At 69.2% G+C, this 17,810-nt stretch carries 18 protein-coding genes; 11 read left to right on the top strand and 7 right to left on the bottom strand.

From position 1 onward, the window contains the following. Positions 1-30: 30 nt before the first annotated feature. The 5 genes from ACM6JT_RS26425 to ACM6JT_RS26405 are packed head-to-tail and all read left to right on the top strand — an operon-like array spanning position 31 to position 4,266. Positions 31-933, top strand: a complete 903-nt coding sequence (locus ACM6JT_RS26425; RefSeq protein ID WP_034184225.1) for an HpcH/HpaI aldolase/citrate lyase family protein — start codon at positions 31-33, stop codon at positions 931-933. 8 nt (positions 934-941) lie between these two features. Next, positions 942-1,595: a pyridoxal 5'-phosphate synthase gene (locus ACM6JT_RS26420; RefSeq protein ID WP_034184224.1), complete on the top strand. Its 654-nt coding sequence runs from the start codon at positions 942-944 to the stop codon at positions 1,593-1,595. A gap of 35 nt (positions 1,596-1,630) precedes the next feature. Further along, positions 1,631-2,824 carry a cystathionine beta-lyase gene (gene metC / locus ACM6JT_RS26415; protein WP_414857658.1) on the top strand — a complete coding sequence of 398 codons (1,194 nt, stop codon included), beginning with the start codon at positions 1,631-1,633 and terminating at the stop codon, positions 2,822-2,824. Further along, positions 2,818-3,462 carry a glutathione S-transferase family protein gene (locus ACM6JT_RS26410; RefSeq protein WP_105390136.1) on the top strand — a complete coding sequence of 215 codons (645 nt, stop codon included), beginning with the start codon at positions 2,818-2,820 and terminating at the stop codon, positions 3,460-3,462. Before metC ends, ACM6JT_RS26410 begins: the two co-directional genes overlap by 7 nt. A 21-nt stretch (positions 3,463-3,483) precedes the next feature. Further along, positions 3,484-4,266 (top strand): glutamine amidotransferase, encoded by a 783-nt coding sequence (locus tag ACM6JT_RS26405; RefSeq protein ID WP_105390137.1) that lies wholly within the window; start codon positions 3,484-3,486, stop codon positions 4,264-4,266. Here the strand turns inward: ACM6JT_RS26405 and ACM6JT_RS26400 are convergent. From ACM6JT_RS26400 to ACM6JT_RS26380, 5 genes are all read right to left on the bottom strand, one after another. Beyond that, entirely contained in the window at positions 4,189-4,923 is a 735-nt protein-coding gene (locus tag ACM6JT_RS26400) for an autoinducer binding domain-containing protein (protein ID WP_081938595.1), read from the bottom strand. The two genes, ACM6JT_RS26405 and ACM6JT_RS26400, sit on opposite strands and share 78 nt — an antisense overlap. A gap of 86 nt (positions 4,924-5,009) precedes the next feature. Further along, positions 5,010-5,438, bottom strand: a complete 429-nt coding sequence (locus tag ACM6JT_RS26395) for a hypothetical protein (protein WP_034184290.1) — start codon at positions 5,436-5,438, stop codon at positions 5,010-5,012. Positions 5,439-5,497: 59 nt separating this feature from the next. Beyond that, positions 5,498-7,036 (bottom strand): DHA2 family efflux MFS transporter permease subunit, encoded by a 1,539-nt coding sequence (locus tag ACM6JT_RS26390; protein WP_034184222.1) that lies wholly within the window; start codon positions 7,034-7,036, stop codon positions 5,498-5,500. Then, complete coding sequence (locus tag ACM6JT_RS26385; RefSeq protein WP_414857606.1) at positions 7,033-8,400, bottom strand: efflux RND transporter periplasmic adaptor subunit; 1,368 nt, start codon at positions 8,398-8,400, stop codon at positions 7,033-7,035. The genes ACM6JT_RS26390 and ACM6JT_RS26385 overlap by 4 nt, the downstream gene beginning before the upstream one ends. A 9-nt stretch (positions 8,401-8,409) precedes the next feature. Then, positions 8,410-9,909, bottom strand: a complete 1,500-nt coding sequence (locus ACM6JT_RS26380) for an efflux transporter outer membrane subunit (protein ID WP_407970554.1) — start codon at positions 9,907-9,909, stop codon at positions 8,410-8,412. A 103-nt stretch (positions 9,910-10,012) separates the two neighbouring features. Between ACM6JT_RS26380 and ACM6JT_RS26375 the strand changes: the two genes are divergently transcribed. Together ACM6JT_RS26375 and ACM6JT_RS26370 are read left to right on the top strand one after the other, a co-directional pair. Further along, positions 10,013-10,849 (top strand): AraC family transcriptional regulator, encoded by an 837-nt coding sequence (locus ACM6JT_RS26375; protein ID WP_034184220.1) that lies wholly within the window; start codon positions 10,013-10,015, stop codon positions 10,847-10,849. Positions 10,850-10,970: 121 nt separating this feature from the next. Next, positions 10,971-12,338 (top strand): glutamate--cysteine ligase, encoded by a 1,368-nt coding sequence (locus ACM6JT_RS26370; RefSeq protein ID WP_414857605.1) that lies wholly within the window; start codon positions 10,971-10,973, stop codon positions 12,336-12,338. A 19-nt stretch (positions 12,339-12,357) separates the two neighbouring features. Here ACM6JT_RS26370 and ACM6JT_RS26365 read toward each other — a convergent pair whose 3' ends face one another. Next, positions 12,358-13,470, bottom strand: a complete 1,113-nt coding sequence (locus tag ACM6JT_RS26365) for a 3-deoxy-7-phosphoheptulonate synthase (RefSeq protein WP_063835079.1) — start codon at positions 13,468-13,470, stop codon at positions 12,358-12,360. Positions 13,471-13,853: 383 nt separating this feature from the next. Here ACM6JT_RS26365 and ACM6JT_RS26360 point away from each other — a divergent pair, with 383 nt between their 5' ends. The 4 genes from ACM6JT_RS26360 to ACM6JT_RS26345 all read left to right on the top strand — a co-directional run bounded on the left by ACM6JT_RS26360 (position 13,854) and on the right by ACM6JT_RS26345 (position 16,741). After that, positions 13,854-14,264: an acyl-CoA thioesterase gene (locus ACM6JT_RS26360; protein ID WP_034184218.1), complete on the top strand. Its 411-nt coding sequence runs from the start codon at positions 13,854-13,856 to the stop codon at positions 14,262-14,264. 28 nt (positions 14,265-14,292) lie between these two features. After that, positions 14,293-14,940 (top strand): hypothetical protein, encoded by a 648-nt coding sequence (locus tag ACM6JT_RS26355; protein WP_414857604.1) that lies wholly within the window; start codon positions 14,293-14,295, stop codon positions 14,938-14,940. Beyond that, positions 14,937-15,500, top strand: a complete 564-nt coding sequence (locus ACM6JT_RS26350; RefSeq protein ID WP_243564553.1) for a shikimate kinase — start codon at positions 14,937-14,939, stop codon at positions 15,498-15,500. The genes ACM6JT_RS26355 and ACM6JT_RS26350 overlap by 4 nt, the downstream gene beginning before the upstream one ends. 533 nt (positions 15,501-16,033) lie before the next feature. Beyond that, the gene (locus ACM6JT_RS26345; protein WP_414857603.1) at positions 16,034-16,741 is read left to right on the top strand and encodes an SDR family NAD(P)-dependent oxidoreductase; all 708 of its coding nucleotides are present in this window, start codon (positions 16,034-16,036) and stop codon (positions 16,739-16,741) included. A 31-nt stretch (positions 16,742-16,772) separates the two neighbouring features. Here the strand turns inward: ACM6JT_RS26345 and ACM6JT_RS26340 are convergent, their stop codons facing one another. Next, positions 16,773-17,738 carry a LysR substrate-binding domain-containing protein gene (locus tag ACM6JT_RS26340; protein ID WP_414857602.1) on the bottom strand — a complete coding sequence of 322 codons (966 nt, stop codon included), beginning with the start codon at positions 17,736-17,738 and terminating at the stop codon, positions 16,773-16,775. Positions 17,739-17,810 lie beyond the last annotated feature (72 nt).

The raw sequence follows: 17,810 nt of genomic DNA, 5'->3' as shown, positions 1-17,810 counted from the left end.
GCGCAACACGCGCCCTACAGGAAACCACGCATGACACCGACGAACCGACGCCCTTCCCGCCTGCGCCGCTCCTGGCTGTTTCTCGCCGGCGCCGATCACGACGCACTCGTTGACGGCGCCGCGAGCGGCGCTGACGTCCTGATCCAGGAACTCGAAACCTTTACGCCGCCCGACCGGCGTCCGGCCGCGCGCGAGCTCAGCGAGCGCGTGCTCGCGGGCTGGCGCGACGCCGGCATACTGGCGTCCGTGCGCGTGAACCCGCTCGACGCGGGCGGGATCGACGACCTGCGCGCCGCGATGCGCGGCCGCCCGGACATCGTGATGATGTCGTATGTCGCGACGCCCGAGCAGGTCGTCGCGCTCGACGAAGCCGTAACGCGTTTCGAGCGCGAATACGATATCGCGCCCGGTTCGACGGAACTGGTGCCGAACGTCGAGACGACGCTCGGCCTGGTGAACACGATGGCGATCGCGCGTTCGAGCCCGCGCGTGACGGCCGTGCTCGTCGCGACCGAGGACATGGTGGCCGACATGGGTGCCGAGCGCACACGCGCGGGCCGCGAGCTCGACTATGTGCGCTCGCGTTTTCGCGTCGAATGCGCGGCGGTCGGCGTCACGGCGATCGACTGCCCGTACAGCTATGCCGACAACGAAGGCGCGGAGCTCGACATGCGCGTGTCGCGCGGCCTGGGTTATCAGGCGAAAGCGATCGTCAACGCGCAGTTCGTGCCGGTCGTCAATCGCGTGCTCACGCCGACGGCCGACGAAGTCGCCCTCGCCCGCCGCGTGATCGACGCGTTCGACACGGCGCGACGCGAATCCGGCGGCCGCCGCGTGGCCGCGGCCGTCGTCGACGGTTTCCTCGCGGAAGTCCCCGACTATCTCGCCGCGCATCGGCTGATCGCCCGCGCGACCCGATTCGGCATCGCATGAGTCACGCCATGAATACGATCGCAACGCGCCTGAAGGCGCTGAAAACACTCGCGCACGCGGCGCCGCACGTGCCTGCCCAGGACTGGCCCGACACGCCGCACGCGCAGTTCGCGCGCTGGCTCGACGAGGCGGTTAACGCAGGCGCTGTCGAACCGCAGGTAATGACGCTGTCGACGGTCCGCCCGGACGGCCGGCCCGATGCGCGCTCCGTCGTGCTGCTGAACGTCGACGCGCGCGGCTGGCATTTCGCGGCGAGCACGCGCAGCCCCAAGGGGCGCCAGCTCGAAAATCGGCCGTACGCCGCGCTGACGTTCTATTGGCCGGCGATCGCGAGCCAGATCCGGCTGAGCGGCCCGGTCGAACGGCTGCCGGCCGCCGAAGGCCGCGCCGATTTCGCGGGCCGCCCCGAGCGGTCGCGCGCGAGCATCCTGGCCGGACGGCAAAGCGAACGGCTCGACGATCCCGCCGACCTGACGCGCGCGATCGACGCGCAGCTCGCGCGGCTGGCCGCCGACCCGGCTCTCGCGTCGGACGACTGGCACCTGTACGCACTGGCGCCGGACGAAGCCGAATTCTGGCGTGCGGACAGCGCGCGGCGCTTCGCGCGGCAGGCCTACCGTCGCGCCGGTCAGCGCTGGGAACGGTGCGCGCTATGGCCGTGAAGTCCGCCGCACACGCGCCGCAGCCGCGCGACGGCATGCATGACCGACTGCACGAAGACACGCGGCTCGCGCACGCGGGCCGCGACAGCGCTGCGTGGCATGGTTTCGTCAATCCACCCGTCTACCATGCGTCGACCGTGCTCAGCCCGACGGTGTCGGATCTGCTGAACCGCACGCAGCCGTATATCTACGGCCGCCGCGGCACGCCGACGACGGACGCGCTCGAGCGCGCGGTGACGAGCCTCGAGGGCGGCGCCGGCGCGGTGCTGTGTCCGTCGGGGTTGTCCGCGTGCACGCTTGCGCTGCTGTCCTGCCTGAAACCCGGCGATCACCTGCTGATGACCGCATCGGTCTACGGCCCGGTGCGTCATGCGTGCGAAGGCGTGCTCGCGCGGCTCGGCGTCGAGACGACCTGGTACGACGCCGGCACGCCCGTCGCAGCCGCATTCCGCGCGAACACGCGGGCACTGTACGTCGAAGTTCCGGGGTCCTATACGTTCGACATGCACGATATCCCCGCGCTGGTACGGCTCGCGCATGCGCACGGCGCGCTGGTGATCGCGGACAACAGCTGGGCCACGCCGCTCTTCTTCCGGCCGCATGCATTCGGCATCGACCTGTCGATCCAGGCCGGCACCAAGTACCTGGTCGGGCATTCGGATGCGATGCTCGGCACGGTATCGGCCAACGAGCGCGCGTGGCCCGCGCTGAAGCAGCTGCACGGCGATCTCGGACTGTGTGCGGGCCCCGACGACGTCTACCTCGCGCTGCGCGGGTTGCGCACGCTCGGCGTGCGGCTGCGGCAGCACCAGCGCAACGCGCTCGCGGTCGCGAGCTGGCTCGCGACGCGCGCCGAGGTGCAGCGCGTGCTGTATCCGGCACTGCCCGGCGACGACGGCCACACGCTGTGGCGCCGCGATTTTCGTGGCGCATCGGGGCTGTTCTCGGTCGTGCTGCGGCCTGCGCCTCGGCACGCGATCGAAGCGTTTCTCGACCACCTGACGCTGTTCGGGCTCGGTTATTCGTGGGGCGGCTACGAGAGCCTCGCGCTGCCGTTCGAATTGGATGCGCACGGTCTCGCGGAGCGCTGGCCGCCCGGCAGCCGCGGCGTGCGCCTGCACATCGGGCTCGAGGATGCCGACGACCTGATCGCCGATCTCTCCGCCGGTCTCGACCGCTACGCGGCGTGCGCGGATGCCGGCGCCTGCGGGGATGCCGCGCGATGCTGACCGTCTGGGGCCGCCGCACGTCGTTCAACGTGCAGAAGGTGTTATGGCTCATCGGCGAGCTGGGACTGCCGTACCGGCACATCCCGGCCGGCGGCGAGTACGGCTCGCTGCAGACGCCCGCGTTCGCGGCGCTGAACCCGACCTGCCGGATCCCGGTGATCGACTGGGACGGCGACGTCGTCTGGGAGTCGCACACGATCCTGCGCTATCTCGCCGCGCGCGTGCCGAACAATCCGTTCTGGTGCCGCGACACGTTCGCCCGTTCGCGCGCGGAGCGCTGGATGGACTGGTCGCAGACCTCGCTCGAGCCCGACGTGATGACCGGATTGTTCTGGGCGCTGGTGCGAACACCGCCGGAGCGGCGCGATGACGCGATCGTGCGCGACAAGGCCGCGCGCAGCGCCACGCACTACCGGCTGCTCGACCGGCTGTTGTCGACGCAACCTTTTCTGGGCGGCGCGACGCCGGGCCTGGCCGACATTCCGGCCGGCGCGACGCTGTTCCGCTATTTCTCGCTCGACGTCGAGCGGCCGCCGTTGCCGCACGTCGAGGCCTGGTACGCCCGCCTGTGCCGACGGCCCGCCTACCGCGAACAGGTGATGGTGTCGTTCGACGCGCTGCGCGGCCAGCCGGGCTGACTTCCTACTCAATCACACGACATGACGCACTCCGCACTTCGTCCGATCCTGATCGTCCTGCATCGCGAACAGTCGAGCCCCGGCCGGATCGGGCGGCTGCTCGCGGCCCGCGGCCATCCGCTCGACATTCGGCGCCCGCCGCTCGGCGATCCGTTGCCGGCGACACTGGCCGATCATGCGGGCGCCGTGGTGTTCGGCGGCCCGATGAGCGCCAACGACGGCGATCGCTGGATTCGCGACGAGATCGACTGGATCGGCGTGCCGCTGCGCGAGGCCGCGCCCTTTCTCGGCGTCTGCCTTGGCGCACAGATGATGATCCGCCATCTGGGCGGCCGCGTGAGCGCACATCGGGACGGGCGCGCGGAAATCGGCTATTGGCCAATCGCCGCGACGCCCGCCGGCCGACGGTTCGGTTCATGGCCGTCGCATGTCTACCAGTGGCATCGCGAGGGCTTCGAGCGCGTCGCCGGGCTCGAGATCCTCGCGACCGGCGAGCATTTCGAGAACCAGGCCGTTCGTTACGGGCCGCACGCTTACGGCGTCCAGTTTCATCCGGAAGTGAGCTATCCGATGATGCGGCGCTGGAGCACGGCCGCCGCGCACAAGCTGTCGGCGCCCGGCGCGCAGGATCTCGCTACGCAAGCGCACGAAGGCCGGCGGCACGACCGCGCGACGGCGGCGTGGCTCAGCGCGTTTCTCGATCGCTGGCTCGCGGGCATGCCCGCATCAGGTGGGCACCGTCACGTCGGAGATGTTGATCAGCCCCCACTCGACCGCGCGCAGCACGGCTTCGTGCCGACGTGACACGTTGAACTTGCGGCGGATGTTCATGAAGTGGAAATTGATGCACGACTCGGTCACGTTCAGGATGTGGCCGATTTCCCACGACGTCTTGCCCGCCGCGTGCCAGCGCAGGCATTCGACTTCCCGCCGGCTGAGCCGCGGCACACTGTCGGGCGGTGCATGGCAACGCGTGCCGGCGATCGCTTCGCACGCGATGTCGCGCAGCAGCGTCAGCGCCGCGAGATGGCGGTCGCAGCGCTCGCGCGTACGGCCGAGGTCGTCCGCGCTCGCGCACGACAGCATGCCGACCTCCCCTTTCGCGCCGCGCACCGGCAGCACGACGCCGCTGCGCATGCCGTACGCGGACGCCGCTTCGTAGCACGGCCGCTGCTCGGGCAGCGCGAACAGCGCGTCGTCCCAGACGAGCGGCAGCGCCGAGCGGAAGCAATGCCGCAGCATCGGGTCGACGCGGTCGAACTGGCGCTGCCGATACAGCGCCGTCCATCCGGGCACGCCGCTGCTCCACTTGCGCGCGAGATCGAACGACGCGCCGGTAAACGGCAACACGATCAGCACGACCTTGTCGAACCCCATCCCGGCGGCCGCGTCGGTCATCCGCTGCCATGACGCATCCGTGTCGCCGGGTACCAACCATTTCAGACAATCCAGTCCATTCATACAAGCCACCCCGTTTATCTAGTTGGAATCTGCATTCAGGCGGACTTGCGCAACCGGTTCGAGGCGTTGCGCGCGAACGGACCGCGCTAGACCGCCTCAGTCAGGCGTCGCCGGCCCGCCTGCTTCGCGTCTTCGAGCGAAGCCGTCACGTCGAGCGGAATCCCGAACGCCTTTTCGATGCCGGCCGCGTTCGCGATGGCCGCGTCGCGTTCCTTCGGGTCCGGTTCGATCGTGACGAGCGCGCGGCAGACCTCGGCGAGCGCGGCGCGGTTCTGCTTGAGCCACATGCCGCGCTCCTTGCGGTCGTCGTGCGGTTCGTCCGGGCGGGCCGGCGGAAAGATCATGACAAACGGCTCGCCGTGCCGCATCAGCGTGTGCATGTCGTCGAGCCAGCGCTGTGCGTAGCCGGCCGCGATCGCATCGTTGCGCACGACGACGAGCGGAAATTCCGTGACGTCGAACACGGCAAGCGTCGCCAGGTCGGACGGCGTTTCTCCAGCGTGGTGGGTATGCATCGGGTCAACCTCCATCGAATTGAACAGCATGGGTCGGAACGGGCCGCGCAGCACCCGCTTCATCGTTTCGCGGCGGCGCCGGGGCCGAACGGCGGGCGCGCGAGCCACACCACCGCGATCACGGCGAGATACACGCAGCCGAGCGCGAACGAAATGTCGTTGAACGAAATCTGGTAGGCCTGTGCATCGACCAGGTTGCCCAGCAGCGTCGCCGCGCGCTGCGGATCGCCGCCGCCGAGCCGCGCGACTTCGGCCCGCACGGCCGGATCGAACGCGCTCACGTGTTCGCTGAGCTGCGCGTGATGCAGGATCGCGCGCCGGTCCCACAGGAACGACGTGATCGACACGGCGAAGCTCGCGCCGAGCGTGCGCAGGAACGTCGACAGGCCGGAGCCGGCGGCGATCTCGTCCGGCTTCAGGTCGGACAGCAGGATGCTGTTGATCGGCATGATGAACAGCGCGAGGCCGAGGCCCTGCAGCAGCTGGATCAGCGCGATGTGCGTGAAGTCGATGTCCGGCACGAAGCCCGCGCGCAGGAACGACGACGTGCCGAGGATCGCGAACGCGCAGCACACGAGCACGCGCATGTTGAAGCGCGGTGCGTACTTGCCCATGAACGGCGTCATCAGCACGGGGATCACGCCCATCGGCGCGACCGCGAGCCCCGCCCAGAACGCGGTGTAGCCGAGCGTGCGCTGCAGCCATTGCGGCACGATCACGTTGACCGCGAAGAATGCCGAATACGCGAGCACGAGCGTCAGCGTGCCGGCCGCGAAGTTGCGATGCGCGAACAGCCGCAGGTTCACGATCGGATTCGGTTCGTTGAGCTCCCAGATCAGGAACAGCGCGATGCCGAACGCGGCGACCACCGACATCACGACGATGAACGTCGAGTTGAACCAGTCGGCTTCGTTGCCCTTGTCGAGCACGATCTGCAGCGCGCCGACGCCGACCACGAGCGCGGCGAGGCCAACATAGTCGACGCGCGCGGCGACGGTCGTCTCGACGCGCGCGCGCATCTGCGCGAATACGCACATCGCGGCGAACACGCCGATCGGCAAATTGATCAGGAACGCCCAGCGCCACGAGTAATGCTCGGTGACCCAGCCGCCGAACACGGGGCCCGCGATCGGCGCGACGACGGTGACCATCGCGATCATCGACAGCGCGAAGCCGCGCCGCTGCGGCGGGTAGATCGACAGCATCAGCGCCTGCGTGGTCGGGATCATCGGCCCGGCCACCAGGCCCTGCAGCGCGCGGAACGCGACGAGCTGCGGCAGGTTTTGCGCGAGGCCGCACAGCAGCGACGCGAACGTGAACGCGAGCGTCGCCCACACGAACAGCCTGACCTGCCCGATGCGCTTGACGAGAAACCCGGTCAGCGGCAGCGCGATCGCATTGCTGACCGAGAACGTCGTGACGACCCACGCGCTTTGCGTCGTGCTCACGCCGAAGTTGCCGGCGATCGTCGGCAGCGACACGTTCGCGACGGTGCCGTCGAGCACCTGCATGAAGACCGCGAGCGCGAGGCCGAAGGTCGTCAGCGCAACGCTCGACGGACGAAAGCCGGCATCGGCGGCCGCCATCGGGCCGCTCATCGCACACGCTCCGCGCGCACCGCCGCGGGCAGGTTCGCATGCACGACGTCGGCGATCAGGCTGTCGGCGCGCGCGAGCTCGTCGCGGTACACGTCGGTGCGGAACACGGGCGCGCGTTGCTCGCGATGCGACAGCATCGCACCGCTGCGGTCGTGCTGGTCGACGCGTGCGTGCATCGACAGGCCGATCCGCAGCGGATGCGCGTCCAGCTGGGCCGGATCCGTCAGTTCGATGCGCACCGGCAGCCGCTGCACGATCTTGATCCAGTTGCCGGTCGCGTTCTGCGCGGGCAGCAGCGAGAACGCGCTGCCGGTGCCGACGCCGAGGCTCTGCACGCGGCCGCTGTAGCGCACCGCGTCGCCGTACAGGTCGGCGCTCAGTTCGACCGGTTGCCCGATACGCATGTGCTCGAGCTGCTTCTCGGTGAAGTTCGCGTCGACCCACAGCTCGCGCAGCGGCACGACCGCGAGCAGCGGCACGCCGGGCGACACGCGCTGCCCGACCTGCACCGTGCGCTTCGCGACATAGCCGGTGACGGGCGCGACGATGTCGGTGCGCGCGCGTGCGAGGTATGCGGCGCGCAGCCGTGCGGCCGCGGCCTGCACGTCGGGATGCGACGCGACCGCGGTGTCGTCGACGAGCGCCTTGCTCGTCTGATGCTGCTCGCTCAACGTCGCGAGCGCGCTTTGCGCGGCAGCGTACGCGCTTTGCGCGGACGTCAGCGTATCGCGTGCGTGAGCGAGTTCCTCGCGCGAGATCGCACCTGAGCGGCCGAGATCCTCGCGGCGGCTGTAGTCGGCCTTCGCCTTGTCGAGCGCGGTGCGTCGCGCGTCGAGTTCGGCGCGCGCGCCGTCGATGCTGTTCGCGAGCCCGCGCTCGTTGCTGTACAGGCCGCGCACCTTGCGTACCGTTGCCGCGAGATCGGCCTGCGCGGCCGCGAGCGCGATCTGCGCGTCGCTCGCGTCGAGACGGACGAGCGGCGTGCCGGCGCGCACCAGATTGCCGTCGTCCGCGTCGATCGACACGACGGTGCCCGTCACCTGCGGCGTCAGCTCGACGACGTTGCCTTGCGCGTATGCGTTGTCGGTGGCTTCGTACCAGCGGCCGACGAGCACGTACCAGATGCCCCAGCCGACGATGCCGAGCGCGAACACGGCGACGAGCGCGCGCACGAGGTGCTTGCGTCGCGCGGGCGGCGGCGGTGTCGCGGGCGCGGCGCCGCCCGGTGCCGGTTGCGTGCGCGCGTCCGGGCCGCCCGGCGCGCGCGGCGCACCGGTGTGGTCGGCCGCCGGGTTCTGGCGGGCGCTGGCGGGGTCGGCGGCTGCGGGCCGCGCGGGAGTCTGCAGGGTGTTGTCGCTGCTCATGGTTCGATGTCAAGGACGGTGGGAAGGAGTGGCGGCGAGCGCGGCGTCGTCCGGCTCGGCGCGGAAGCCGCCGCCGAGCGCGGCGACGAGCTGCAGCGACTGGTCCGCGCGCTGCGCGCGCAGCGCGGCGACCTCGCGGCTCGCGATCAGCAGTTGCTGGCGCACGACGAGCGCGTCGAGGTAGCTGCCGACGCCGGCCCGGTAACGCGCGTCCGCGAGCCGCCACGCATCGGTGGCGGAGTCGAACGCAAGCTGCTGTGCATTGGCCTGCACGGCGAGCGAGCGCAGGCGGTGCAGATCGTCGGCCACCTCGCCGATCGCACCGATCAGCGTCTTGTTGTAGCCGGCGACCGCGAGGTCGTATTGCGCGTCGCGCCTGCGCAGCACGCCGCGCCGCTCGCCGCCGTCGAAGATCGGCAGGCTCACGGCCGGACTGACGTTGTAGGTGCGCGACGCGGCCTGGAACAGCGATGCGCCGCCGCGTGTCGCGAGCCCGATCAGCGCGGTGAGACTCACGTTCGGCAGGAATTCCGCGCGGGCGGCCGCGACGTTGCGGCTCGCCGCCTCGACCCGCCAGCGCGCGGCGACGAGATCGGCGCGCCGGCCGAGCAGCGCGGCCGGCAGATCGGCCGGCACCGCCAGCGCGGCGGCCGGCAGCGGCGCGGGACGCACGAGTTCGAGCCCGCGATCGGGGCCCGCGCCGAGCAGGATCGCGAGTGCGATGCGCGCGCTGTCGATCGTCTGCGCCGCGCGCGCCTGCTCGCGCGTCGCGGCCGCGACCTCGCTTTCCGCCTGGCGCTGTTGCGCGACGTTGTCGATGCCTTTCGATACGCGCTGGCGCGTCAGCGTGAGCGCCTCGTCGGCGCGCTCGTATTCGGCACGCGCGACGTCCTGCTGATCGAACGCGTACGCGAGGTTCACGTATGCGCGAGCGACGTTGACGGACAGCAACACGCGCGCGGCCTGCGCGTCGATCCGCGCGGCACGCGCTTCGCCGAGCGCGGCTTCCCATGCGGCGCGGCGGCCGCCCCACAGATCGAGATCCCAACTGAAGCCGAGATTCATCTCGCGCGTGTGGCTGAAGAAGCCGCCGCCTTCGCCCGCCGAGAACTGCGTGCCGGACATCCGTTCGCCCTTCGCGCTCGCGCGGCCGACGACGTGCGGCACGCGCGCGGCCTGCGCCTCGATCACCAGCGCCTGCGCTTCGCGTGCGCGCGCATCGGCGGTCGCGAGATCGGGATTGCCGGCGAGCGCTTCGTCGATCAGCGCATTCAGTTGCGCATCGTTCAGCGTGCGCCACCAGTCGGCGGCCGGCCAGTCGGCGGCCGGCGCATGCGCGAGGCTGCGCGACGCGGCAAGCGTATCGGCGCCGCGCAGCGTGCCGGCGGGCGCGAGCCCGTCGCGGCTCGCGCACGCGCCGAGCACGGCGAGCGCCGCGGCGACGGCCATCCGCGACACGACGCGCAGCGCGCCGGCATCGCGTGTCCAGGGAGCAAGTGCTGCATGCATCGCATTCCTCTGCTTCGTATCGGTTTGAACACGACATGCATTGTTGGACGCACCCTGACAAAGCTGATAATGTTGTTTAGACAAAAAATAATGAATTCCGGCCATGCCCATCCGAGATGCTTCTCCGCCGCGCGCCATACAGCGCGCCGACATCGATCCGAGCGAACGTGCGGACGGCCCGTCGCTGATCGCCGTCTGGGGCGAGGACGACGGCAGCAACGCGTATCAGCTCGGCACCCGCGAGGTCGATTGGCACAGTCATCTGCGCGGCCAGGTGTTCTGCGTGGAAAGCGGCTTCGCGCACGTGCGCACGCCGCACGGTTCGTGGCTGCTGCCGCCGCATCGCGCGGGCTGGATTCCGCCGGGCGAGCAGCACAAGGTCAGCATCAGCGGTGCGTTGAGCGGCTGGAGCGTCGTGATCGCACCGGCCGCGAGCCGGCGGATGCCGGGCCAGCCCTGCGTGATCGCGATTACCGACCTGATGCGCGCGCTCGTGCGGCGCGCGGTGTCGTGGGCCGACCAGGACCGGCTCGACATCGAGCAGGCGCGCATCAGCGTCGTGCTGCTCGACGAGATGCGCCGCGCGCCGCACGAACCGCTGCACTTGCCGATGCCGCACGACCGGCGGCTTCTGCGGATCGCCAACGCGATCCTCGGGCAGCCGCACGACAGCCGCACGCTCGAAGCGTGGGCGGAATGGGCCGGCTTGTCCGCACGCACATTGAGCCGGCTGTTCGTCGCAGAAACCGGCACGAGCTTCGCGCAATGGCGGCAGCAGGCGCGTCTCACGCATGCGCTCGAACGTCTCGCGAGCGGCGACAGCGTCGCCAACATCGCGGACGCGCTCGGCTACGCGACGCCGAGCAATTTCATCGCAATGTTTCGCCGCGCGTTCGGCGATTCGCCCGCGCATTACTTCGCGAAGCGCAAACAGCCGTAGCACGACACGGCTGCGCACCGCCCCCCTATCACCCCTGCCAGTACTGCGCCTGCATCGACGCCGCTATAGTCGCCGTGCGACCGGCCGGTCGGTCGCCCAATACGCCATGTGGAGGGTGTCGATGTCGAATGCCGTCGGATCGGACAACACGCCGATCGTCTCAGAGCAGCAACTCGCCGATCATCTGGCCGCCGGCTGCAAGCCGGCCGCGCAATTCCGGATCGGCACCGAGCACGAGAAGTTCGTCGTCGCTCGCGCGACGCACGCGGCCGCGCCCTACGACGGGCCGTCCGGCATCGCCGCGGTGCTCGAGCGGCTGCGCGGCGACGGGACGCCGATCGTCGATGCCGGGCGGATCGTCGGCGTGATCCAGCGCGACGGCGCGGCGATCTCGCTCGAACCGGCCGGCCAGCTCGAACTGTCGGGCGCGCCGCTCGACACGCTGCACGACACGCATGCCGAATTGCATGCGCACCTCGCCGCGGCTCGCGCGGCATGCGAGCCGCTCGGCCTGCGCTGTGCGCCGCTCGGCTTTCACCCTCACCTGTCGCGCGCGGCGCTGCCGTGGATGCCGAAGCAGCGCTACGGGATCATGCGACGCTATATGCCGCGCGTCGGCACGCGCGGGCTCGACATGATGCAGCGCACCTGCACCGTGCAAGTCAATCTCGATTTCGCATCGGAAAGCGACATGGCGCGCAAGATGCGCGTGTCGCTCGCGTTGCAGCCGGTCGCGACCGCGCTGTTCGCGAATTCGCCGTTCTGCGAAGGCCGCCCGTCCGGCCTGCTGTCGACGCGCGCACATACGTGGCTCGATACCGACGAGGATCGCTGCGGCGCACCGGCATTGTTCCTGTCGCGCAGCTTCGGCTTCGAGCGCTACGTGAGCTGGCTGCTCGACAACGTGCCGATGTATTTCGTGCGGCGCGGCGACCGCTACGCGGATGCGACCGGGCGGACGTTCCGCGATTTCATGCGGCGGCGCATTCCGCATCTCGAAGGCGACACGCCGACGCTCGGCGATTTCGCGGACCACCTGACGACGGTATTCACCGAGGTGCGGCTGAAGCGCTATCTCGAGATGCGCGGCGCCGATGCCGGCTCGCCCGACATGATGATCGCGCTGTCCGCATTCTGGACCGGCCTGCTGTACGATCCGGCCGCGCTGTCGGACGCCGAGACGCTGGCCGCCGCGATCGATCGCGGCGCGCTGCTGGCATTGCGTCGCGACGTGCCGCGTCTCGGGCTCGATACACCGGTCGACGGCCGCCCGCTGCGTGCGTTCGCGGCCGATGCGCTCGCAATCGCGCATCGTGGCCTGCGCGCGCGGGCGCGCCTGGATGCGGCCGGCCGCGACGAATCCGTGTATCTTGCGCCGCTCGACGAGATCGTTGCCGGCGCGCCGACCCAGGCCGAACACTGGCTCGCCCGCTACCGCGACGCGTGGGCCGGCGACGCGACGCGGATCTACGACGAAGCCGAAATCTGATGACGTCGCGCCGGGCCGCTCATGCGCAGCACGCAAGTAGCGGCTCGTGCGCGAACTCGATGCCGGGCATCGGCGCATGGCCCCGCCGCCGTGCCCGGACCGCGTGCGCAAGCGTTTCGAAGAGCCCGGCGGTGTCGGCGAACGACAGGCACGCGTCGGTGATGCTCTGCCCGTAGCGCAGCGGAACGCCGGGCACCAGGTCCTGCCGCCCTTCGATCAGGTTCGACTCGATCAGCACGCCGACGATGCGCGTATCGCCGGCCGCGACCTGCGCGGCAACGTCCGCGCCGACGCCCAACTGGTTCCGGAACTGGCGGCGGCTGTTGCCGTGACTGACGTCGATCATCACGCGCGGCGCGAATTGCGCGGCCGCCATGCGCTCGCATGCGGCATTCACGGCGGCCGCGTCGAAATTCGGTTCGCGTCCGCCGCGCAGCACGACATGCGTATGCGGATTGCCGGACGACGCCGTCGCGCACAGCCGGCCGCAGGCATCGACCGACAGGAAACGGTGCGCGCGCGCGGCCGCGCACATCGCATCGACGGCCACCTGGACGTTGCCGTCGGTCCCGTTCTTGAAGCCGATCGGGATCGGCAGCGACGACGCGAGCTCGCGATGCACCTGCGACTCCACCGTGCGCGCGCCGATCGCGCCCCATGCGACCAGATCGGCCAGGTAGCGCGGCGACAGCGGATCGAGGAATTCGGTCGCCGCCGGCATCTCCGCGCCGTTGATGTCGCACAGCAGCGCGCGGGCGGCATGCAGCCCGGCGTCGATCCGCTCGCTGCCGTCCAGCAGCGGATCGTTGATGAGCCCTTTCCAGCCGACCGTCGTGCGCGGCTTCTCGAAGTACACGCGCATCACGATTTCCAGCTCGTCCGCAAACCGCGCGCGTTGCAGCGCGAGCCGCGCCGCATAGTCGCGCGCGGCGGCCGGGTCGTGCACCGAGCACGGGCCGGCGATGACCACGAGACGGTCGTCCGCACCGTTCAGCACGTCGGCGATCGCGCGGCGGGTCGTATGGACGGTGCGCGCCGCGCGCAACGCCGGCTGCAGCGTGCCTGCCAGATCCGCGGGGGTCGGCAAGCGCAGCACGGCGTCACGGTCGGTCGTCCAGGCGTTTGCATGCATGGGGACTGCCCTCCTGTCGATAATTCGGGGGATTTTTTACTACAACGCGACTTTATTGAATGGTTCTTTCGTGGCGCAACTAACATAGTTATCAGTTTCTAATTCATAACCTTATGAATGAAGGAAATAAGGGCGTTATTCGATATTTTCCGACATGAGTCGCGGCTGTTTTCGCAATGCGGGTCGGGTCGGACATTCGGTTTTACATGGAAATAAGGGAGCGCTTTGGCGGAATCGGAGAGCCGGATTTCACGGCCTTTGGCGGCAGATTGCTATTCGTTCTGATAGTGGCGGCCAGATAGGCATTCGATTAATTTTCTGGTGCCTGACAGGCCAGTCAGGTTCGAATATATAAATCAACCAAGTTATCCCGGAGAGTCACCATGTCGAAGCGTCATTACGAAACACCGATTCACGTCAAGTATCGCGATACGGATTCGATGGGGCATGTGAGCAGTCCCGTCTATTACGACTACCTGCAGCATTCGTACCTCTGCTACATGTTCGACCTCCTCGGCTTGCCGCGGAGCGAGAAGCTGCCGCACATCATGGTGAAGACGCAGTGCGAGTACCTCGCACCGGCGCAGTTCGGCGACAACCTGACGATCCGGTCGAGCATCGTGCGCTTCGGCAGCAAGAGCTTCGATCTCGAGCACCTGATGGAGCGCGACGACCAGACGATCGTCGCGCGCGGCATGTCGACGCACGTGATGTTCGATTACGCGAACAACACGACGCTGGCCGTGCCCGACGAATTCAAGACGCGCGTGCTCGAATTCCAGGGTTCGCTGTGATGCGCGTGCGCCATGTCGGGAGCGACACGTGAGCTGCGCGGTGGCGCGCGCGCGGCGCCGGATCGGCGCGATCGTCGAGCGGCGCGACGATCGCGCGATCGTCATCGTCCGGCATGCCGCGCATGCATTGCTCGAACTGGCCGCGCTCGACCGGCACCGTGCGCTCGCAAGCCGCCACGAGGACGAGCTGGAAGTGTTGCTGCAGCCGTGCGGTGGCGCGCACGACGGCGTGCGGCCGCTGCTCGGCCGGTTGCGGGACGCCGGCGTGACCGTCGCGCTCGACGCGGCGACGCTCGCGCACGATGCGTCGCTGCTCGAGTTCGCGAGCTGGATCACGCGGTGCGCGGCACCCGGCGACATGGCGGAGCCGCGCGCCGACGCAGCCGTGCCGAGCGGCACGCTGTTCTGCGGCCTCGTCGTGCGCTGGCTCGACCTGCGCAACGGAGCGCGGCGGCCCAAGCGCGACGGGACGCCCGAGCGTACGCCGCGGAGCATCGCGGCGGATGCGGCCGAGCACATCGCGACCGGCGATCCGGACGGGCAGGTGCTCGGCGCGCTGCTCGACGCCGACGACGTGTCGACCGGCGCGGCGCTCGACACGCTGTCGAACGCGGTGCGCGCGCGGCGGATCTGCCTGGCGACGCGGGCCGGCTGGCCGCTCGCCCGGCGGCTATGAGCGCCGTCGTCGCGGCGGCCGAGGTGCGCGCGCTGCCCGCGCGCGCCTTTCTGGTCGGCATGATGGGCGCGGGCAAATCGACGCTCGGCCGCGCGCTCGCCGCATCGCTCGGCTGGACGTTCGCCGACAGCGACGACGAGATCGAGCGGCGTACCGGCCGTTCGGTCGCCGTGCTGTTCGACATGGTCGGCGAAGGCGGCTTCCGGCTGCTCGAAACGCATATCGTCGACGAGCTGACACAGCGCCCGAACGTCATCGTGGCGACCGGCGGGGGCGCGGTGCTGGATCCGCGCACCCGCGCGCGATTGAGCGAGCGCGGCTGCGTGATCTATCTGCATGCGGAGCCGGACACGCTGTGGCGCCGTACGCGCGACGACGCGCGGCGGCCGCTGCTGCGGGTGGCCGAGCTGCGGCAAACGCTCGCTGCGCTGTACCGCATGCGCGACCCGCTGTATCGCGAATGCGCGCATGCGTTCGTCGATACGACCGCGCAGGGTGTCGCGCGTGCGACGGCCGAAGTGTTGACGGTGTTGCAGGCGCGGATGCGCGCACCGGGTTGAATGCGTGCATTCGTTTCAAGACCGTCGCCGGCGGGGGCAGCCGCGCCTTGACGACCGCTTCCCCGCCGTCGAATCGATGGAGCGTCGCATCGGGACGGTCTGGACGGTGACGTCAGGCACGTTTCTGAAACAGTGAGTTTTTATTCGCAATGGTGCTGTTGTGATAAGAAAAGTTATCCGGATGCGTGCATCGACTTATCCAACTGCGTGTGCCGCGACAGACAAATCGGCTCGTCAAGCCGCGGGAAAGTCGGTCCCCAGGTGAGATCGCGCCACGCTTCAAAACTCGTGTGCAACGCATCGACGCGCTTGCGCGCGACGTCGGGCGCCGCTTTGCGTCGCCTGCATCTGCATGTCGATCGGCCGCTCTGACCCGAGAAAACCGGCCCTCCCCGCATTTGTTCCCGCGACGCAAGACTGTTGCTCCACGGTGGGTGTTCGAAATCGCGATCGGCGCGCCTACAGTTCGCCCATCGGATTCATCGATCCGGTCGGCACTGCAGCCGAACACCATTCACCTGTCGAGGCATGTCATGAGCACATCCAGAGTCATCATCGTCACCGGCGCATCGCAAGGCATCGGCGCGGAAACGGTCAACGCGTTCCGCGCACGCGGCCATCGCGTCGTCGCGACTTCCCGTTCGATCGGGCCGTCGAACGATCCCGATCTCGTCACCGTCGCGGGAGACATCGGCGATCCGGCCGTCGCGCGCCGGGTGGTCGATGCCGCGATCGAACGCTTCGGCCGCGTCGACACGCTCGTCAACAACGCCGGCGTGTTCATCGCGAAGCCGTTCACGCAGTACACCGCGGACGACTACGCGCAGGTCACGGGCGTCAACCTGAACGGTTTCTTCCACGTCACGCAGCGCGCGATCGCTGCGATGCAGCAGCACGGCATCGGGCACGTGGTCAGCATCACGACGAGCCTGGTCGATCACGCGAACAGCAACGTGCCGTCGGTGCTCGCGTCGTTGACGAAAGGCGGATTGAATGCGGCGACGAAATCGCTCGCGATCGAGTACGCAAAGGCCGGCATCCGCGTCAATGCGGTGTCGCCGGGCATCATCAAGTCGCCGATGCATGCGCCCGAAACGCATGCGACGCTCGCGTCGCTGCACCCGGTCGGCCGCATGGGCGAGATGAGCGACATCGTCGACGCGATCCTGTATCTCGACTCGGCGCCATTCGTCACCGGCGAGATCCTGCACGTCGACGGCGGCCAGAGCGCCGGGCACTGAGCATCGGCATCGAAAGAACGAGCCGGCGTGCCTAGCGCGATGCGGCGGCTCGTTTGGTGCGTGTACCGCGCGCCTGCCCGGCGGGCGCGCGCCCCAGATGCTCGACGAGAAAGTCGACGAACACACGCACGCGCGACGACAGAAAGCGCGCATGCGGGTACAGCAGCATGAACGGCCGCGACCGGCCGCCAAGGCCGGGCAGCACCTCCACGAGCGTACCGGCGCGCAGATCCTGTTCGACGATGAAGCGGTAGGTCTGGAACAGGCCCGCACCGCTGCGCGCGAGCGTCACGCCGGCGAGGACGTCGCCCGACGTACTGTAGCTGCCGGTCGTCGCGATATCGATCTCGTCCGATCCGTCGTCGAACAGCCAGGGAATCGGCCGCCCGCTGCTCGGCAGCTCGAACTGGATGCATTCGTGCGCATGCAGATCGTCGATGGCGGTCGGCGTGCCCGCGCGCTTCAGATAGCCGGGCGTCGCGACGATCACGAGTTCGGCATCCTCCAGCTTGCGCGCGACCAGGTTCGAATCGGCCGGCGCGCGGCCGCGGATCGCGAGATCGAAGCCCTCTTCGGCGAAGTCGATGTTGCGGTTGCTCAGGTGGGTTTCGACCCGTACGTCCGGATAGCGCTCGCGAAACGCGGGCAGCAGCGGCAGCACGCGGTAGTGCCCGTACGGCGTCGGCATGCTGATCCGGAGCACGCCGGCCGGCGTTGCTTGCTGGCCGGTCGCTTCGCGTTCCGCGTCGACGAGCTGCGACAGCGCATCGCGGCATTGCTCGAAATAGCGCCGGCCGGAATCGGTCAGGCGGATCTGTCGTGTCGTGCGCACGAACAGCCGCACGCCGAGACGCTCCTCGAGCCGCGCCACCGACCGGCTGACCGCGGCCGGCGTGACGCTCGCCGCGGTTGCCGCCAGCGTGAAGCTGCCGAGTTCGGCGGCGAGACAGAACAGCTCGATGCTGCCCAGCAGCAAGTCGTCGAATTTGCGTTGCATGGTGCGGTTCCTGCCGTCTCCGGTGTGGGGCGCGCGATGAAGCAACGAGTGTGCATGAAGATCGCGCGGGAA

The organism is Burkholderia sp. IT-111MI5, from assembly GCF_949752865.1.
In the GTDB taxonomy this organism is placed as follows: domain Bacteria; phylum Pseudomonadota; class Gammaproteobacteria; order Burkholderiales; family Burkholderiaceae; genus Burkholderia; species Burkholderia pyrrocinia_C.
Note: the sequence above shows the minus strand (reverse complement) of the source record. Positions and strands in the feature narration are given on the sequence as shown.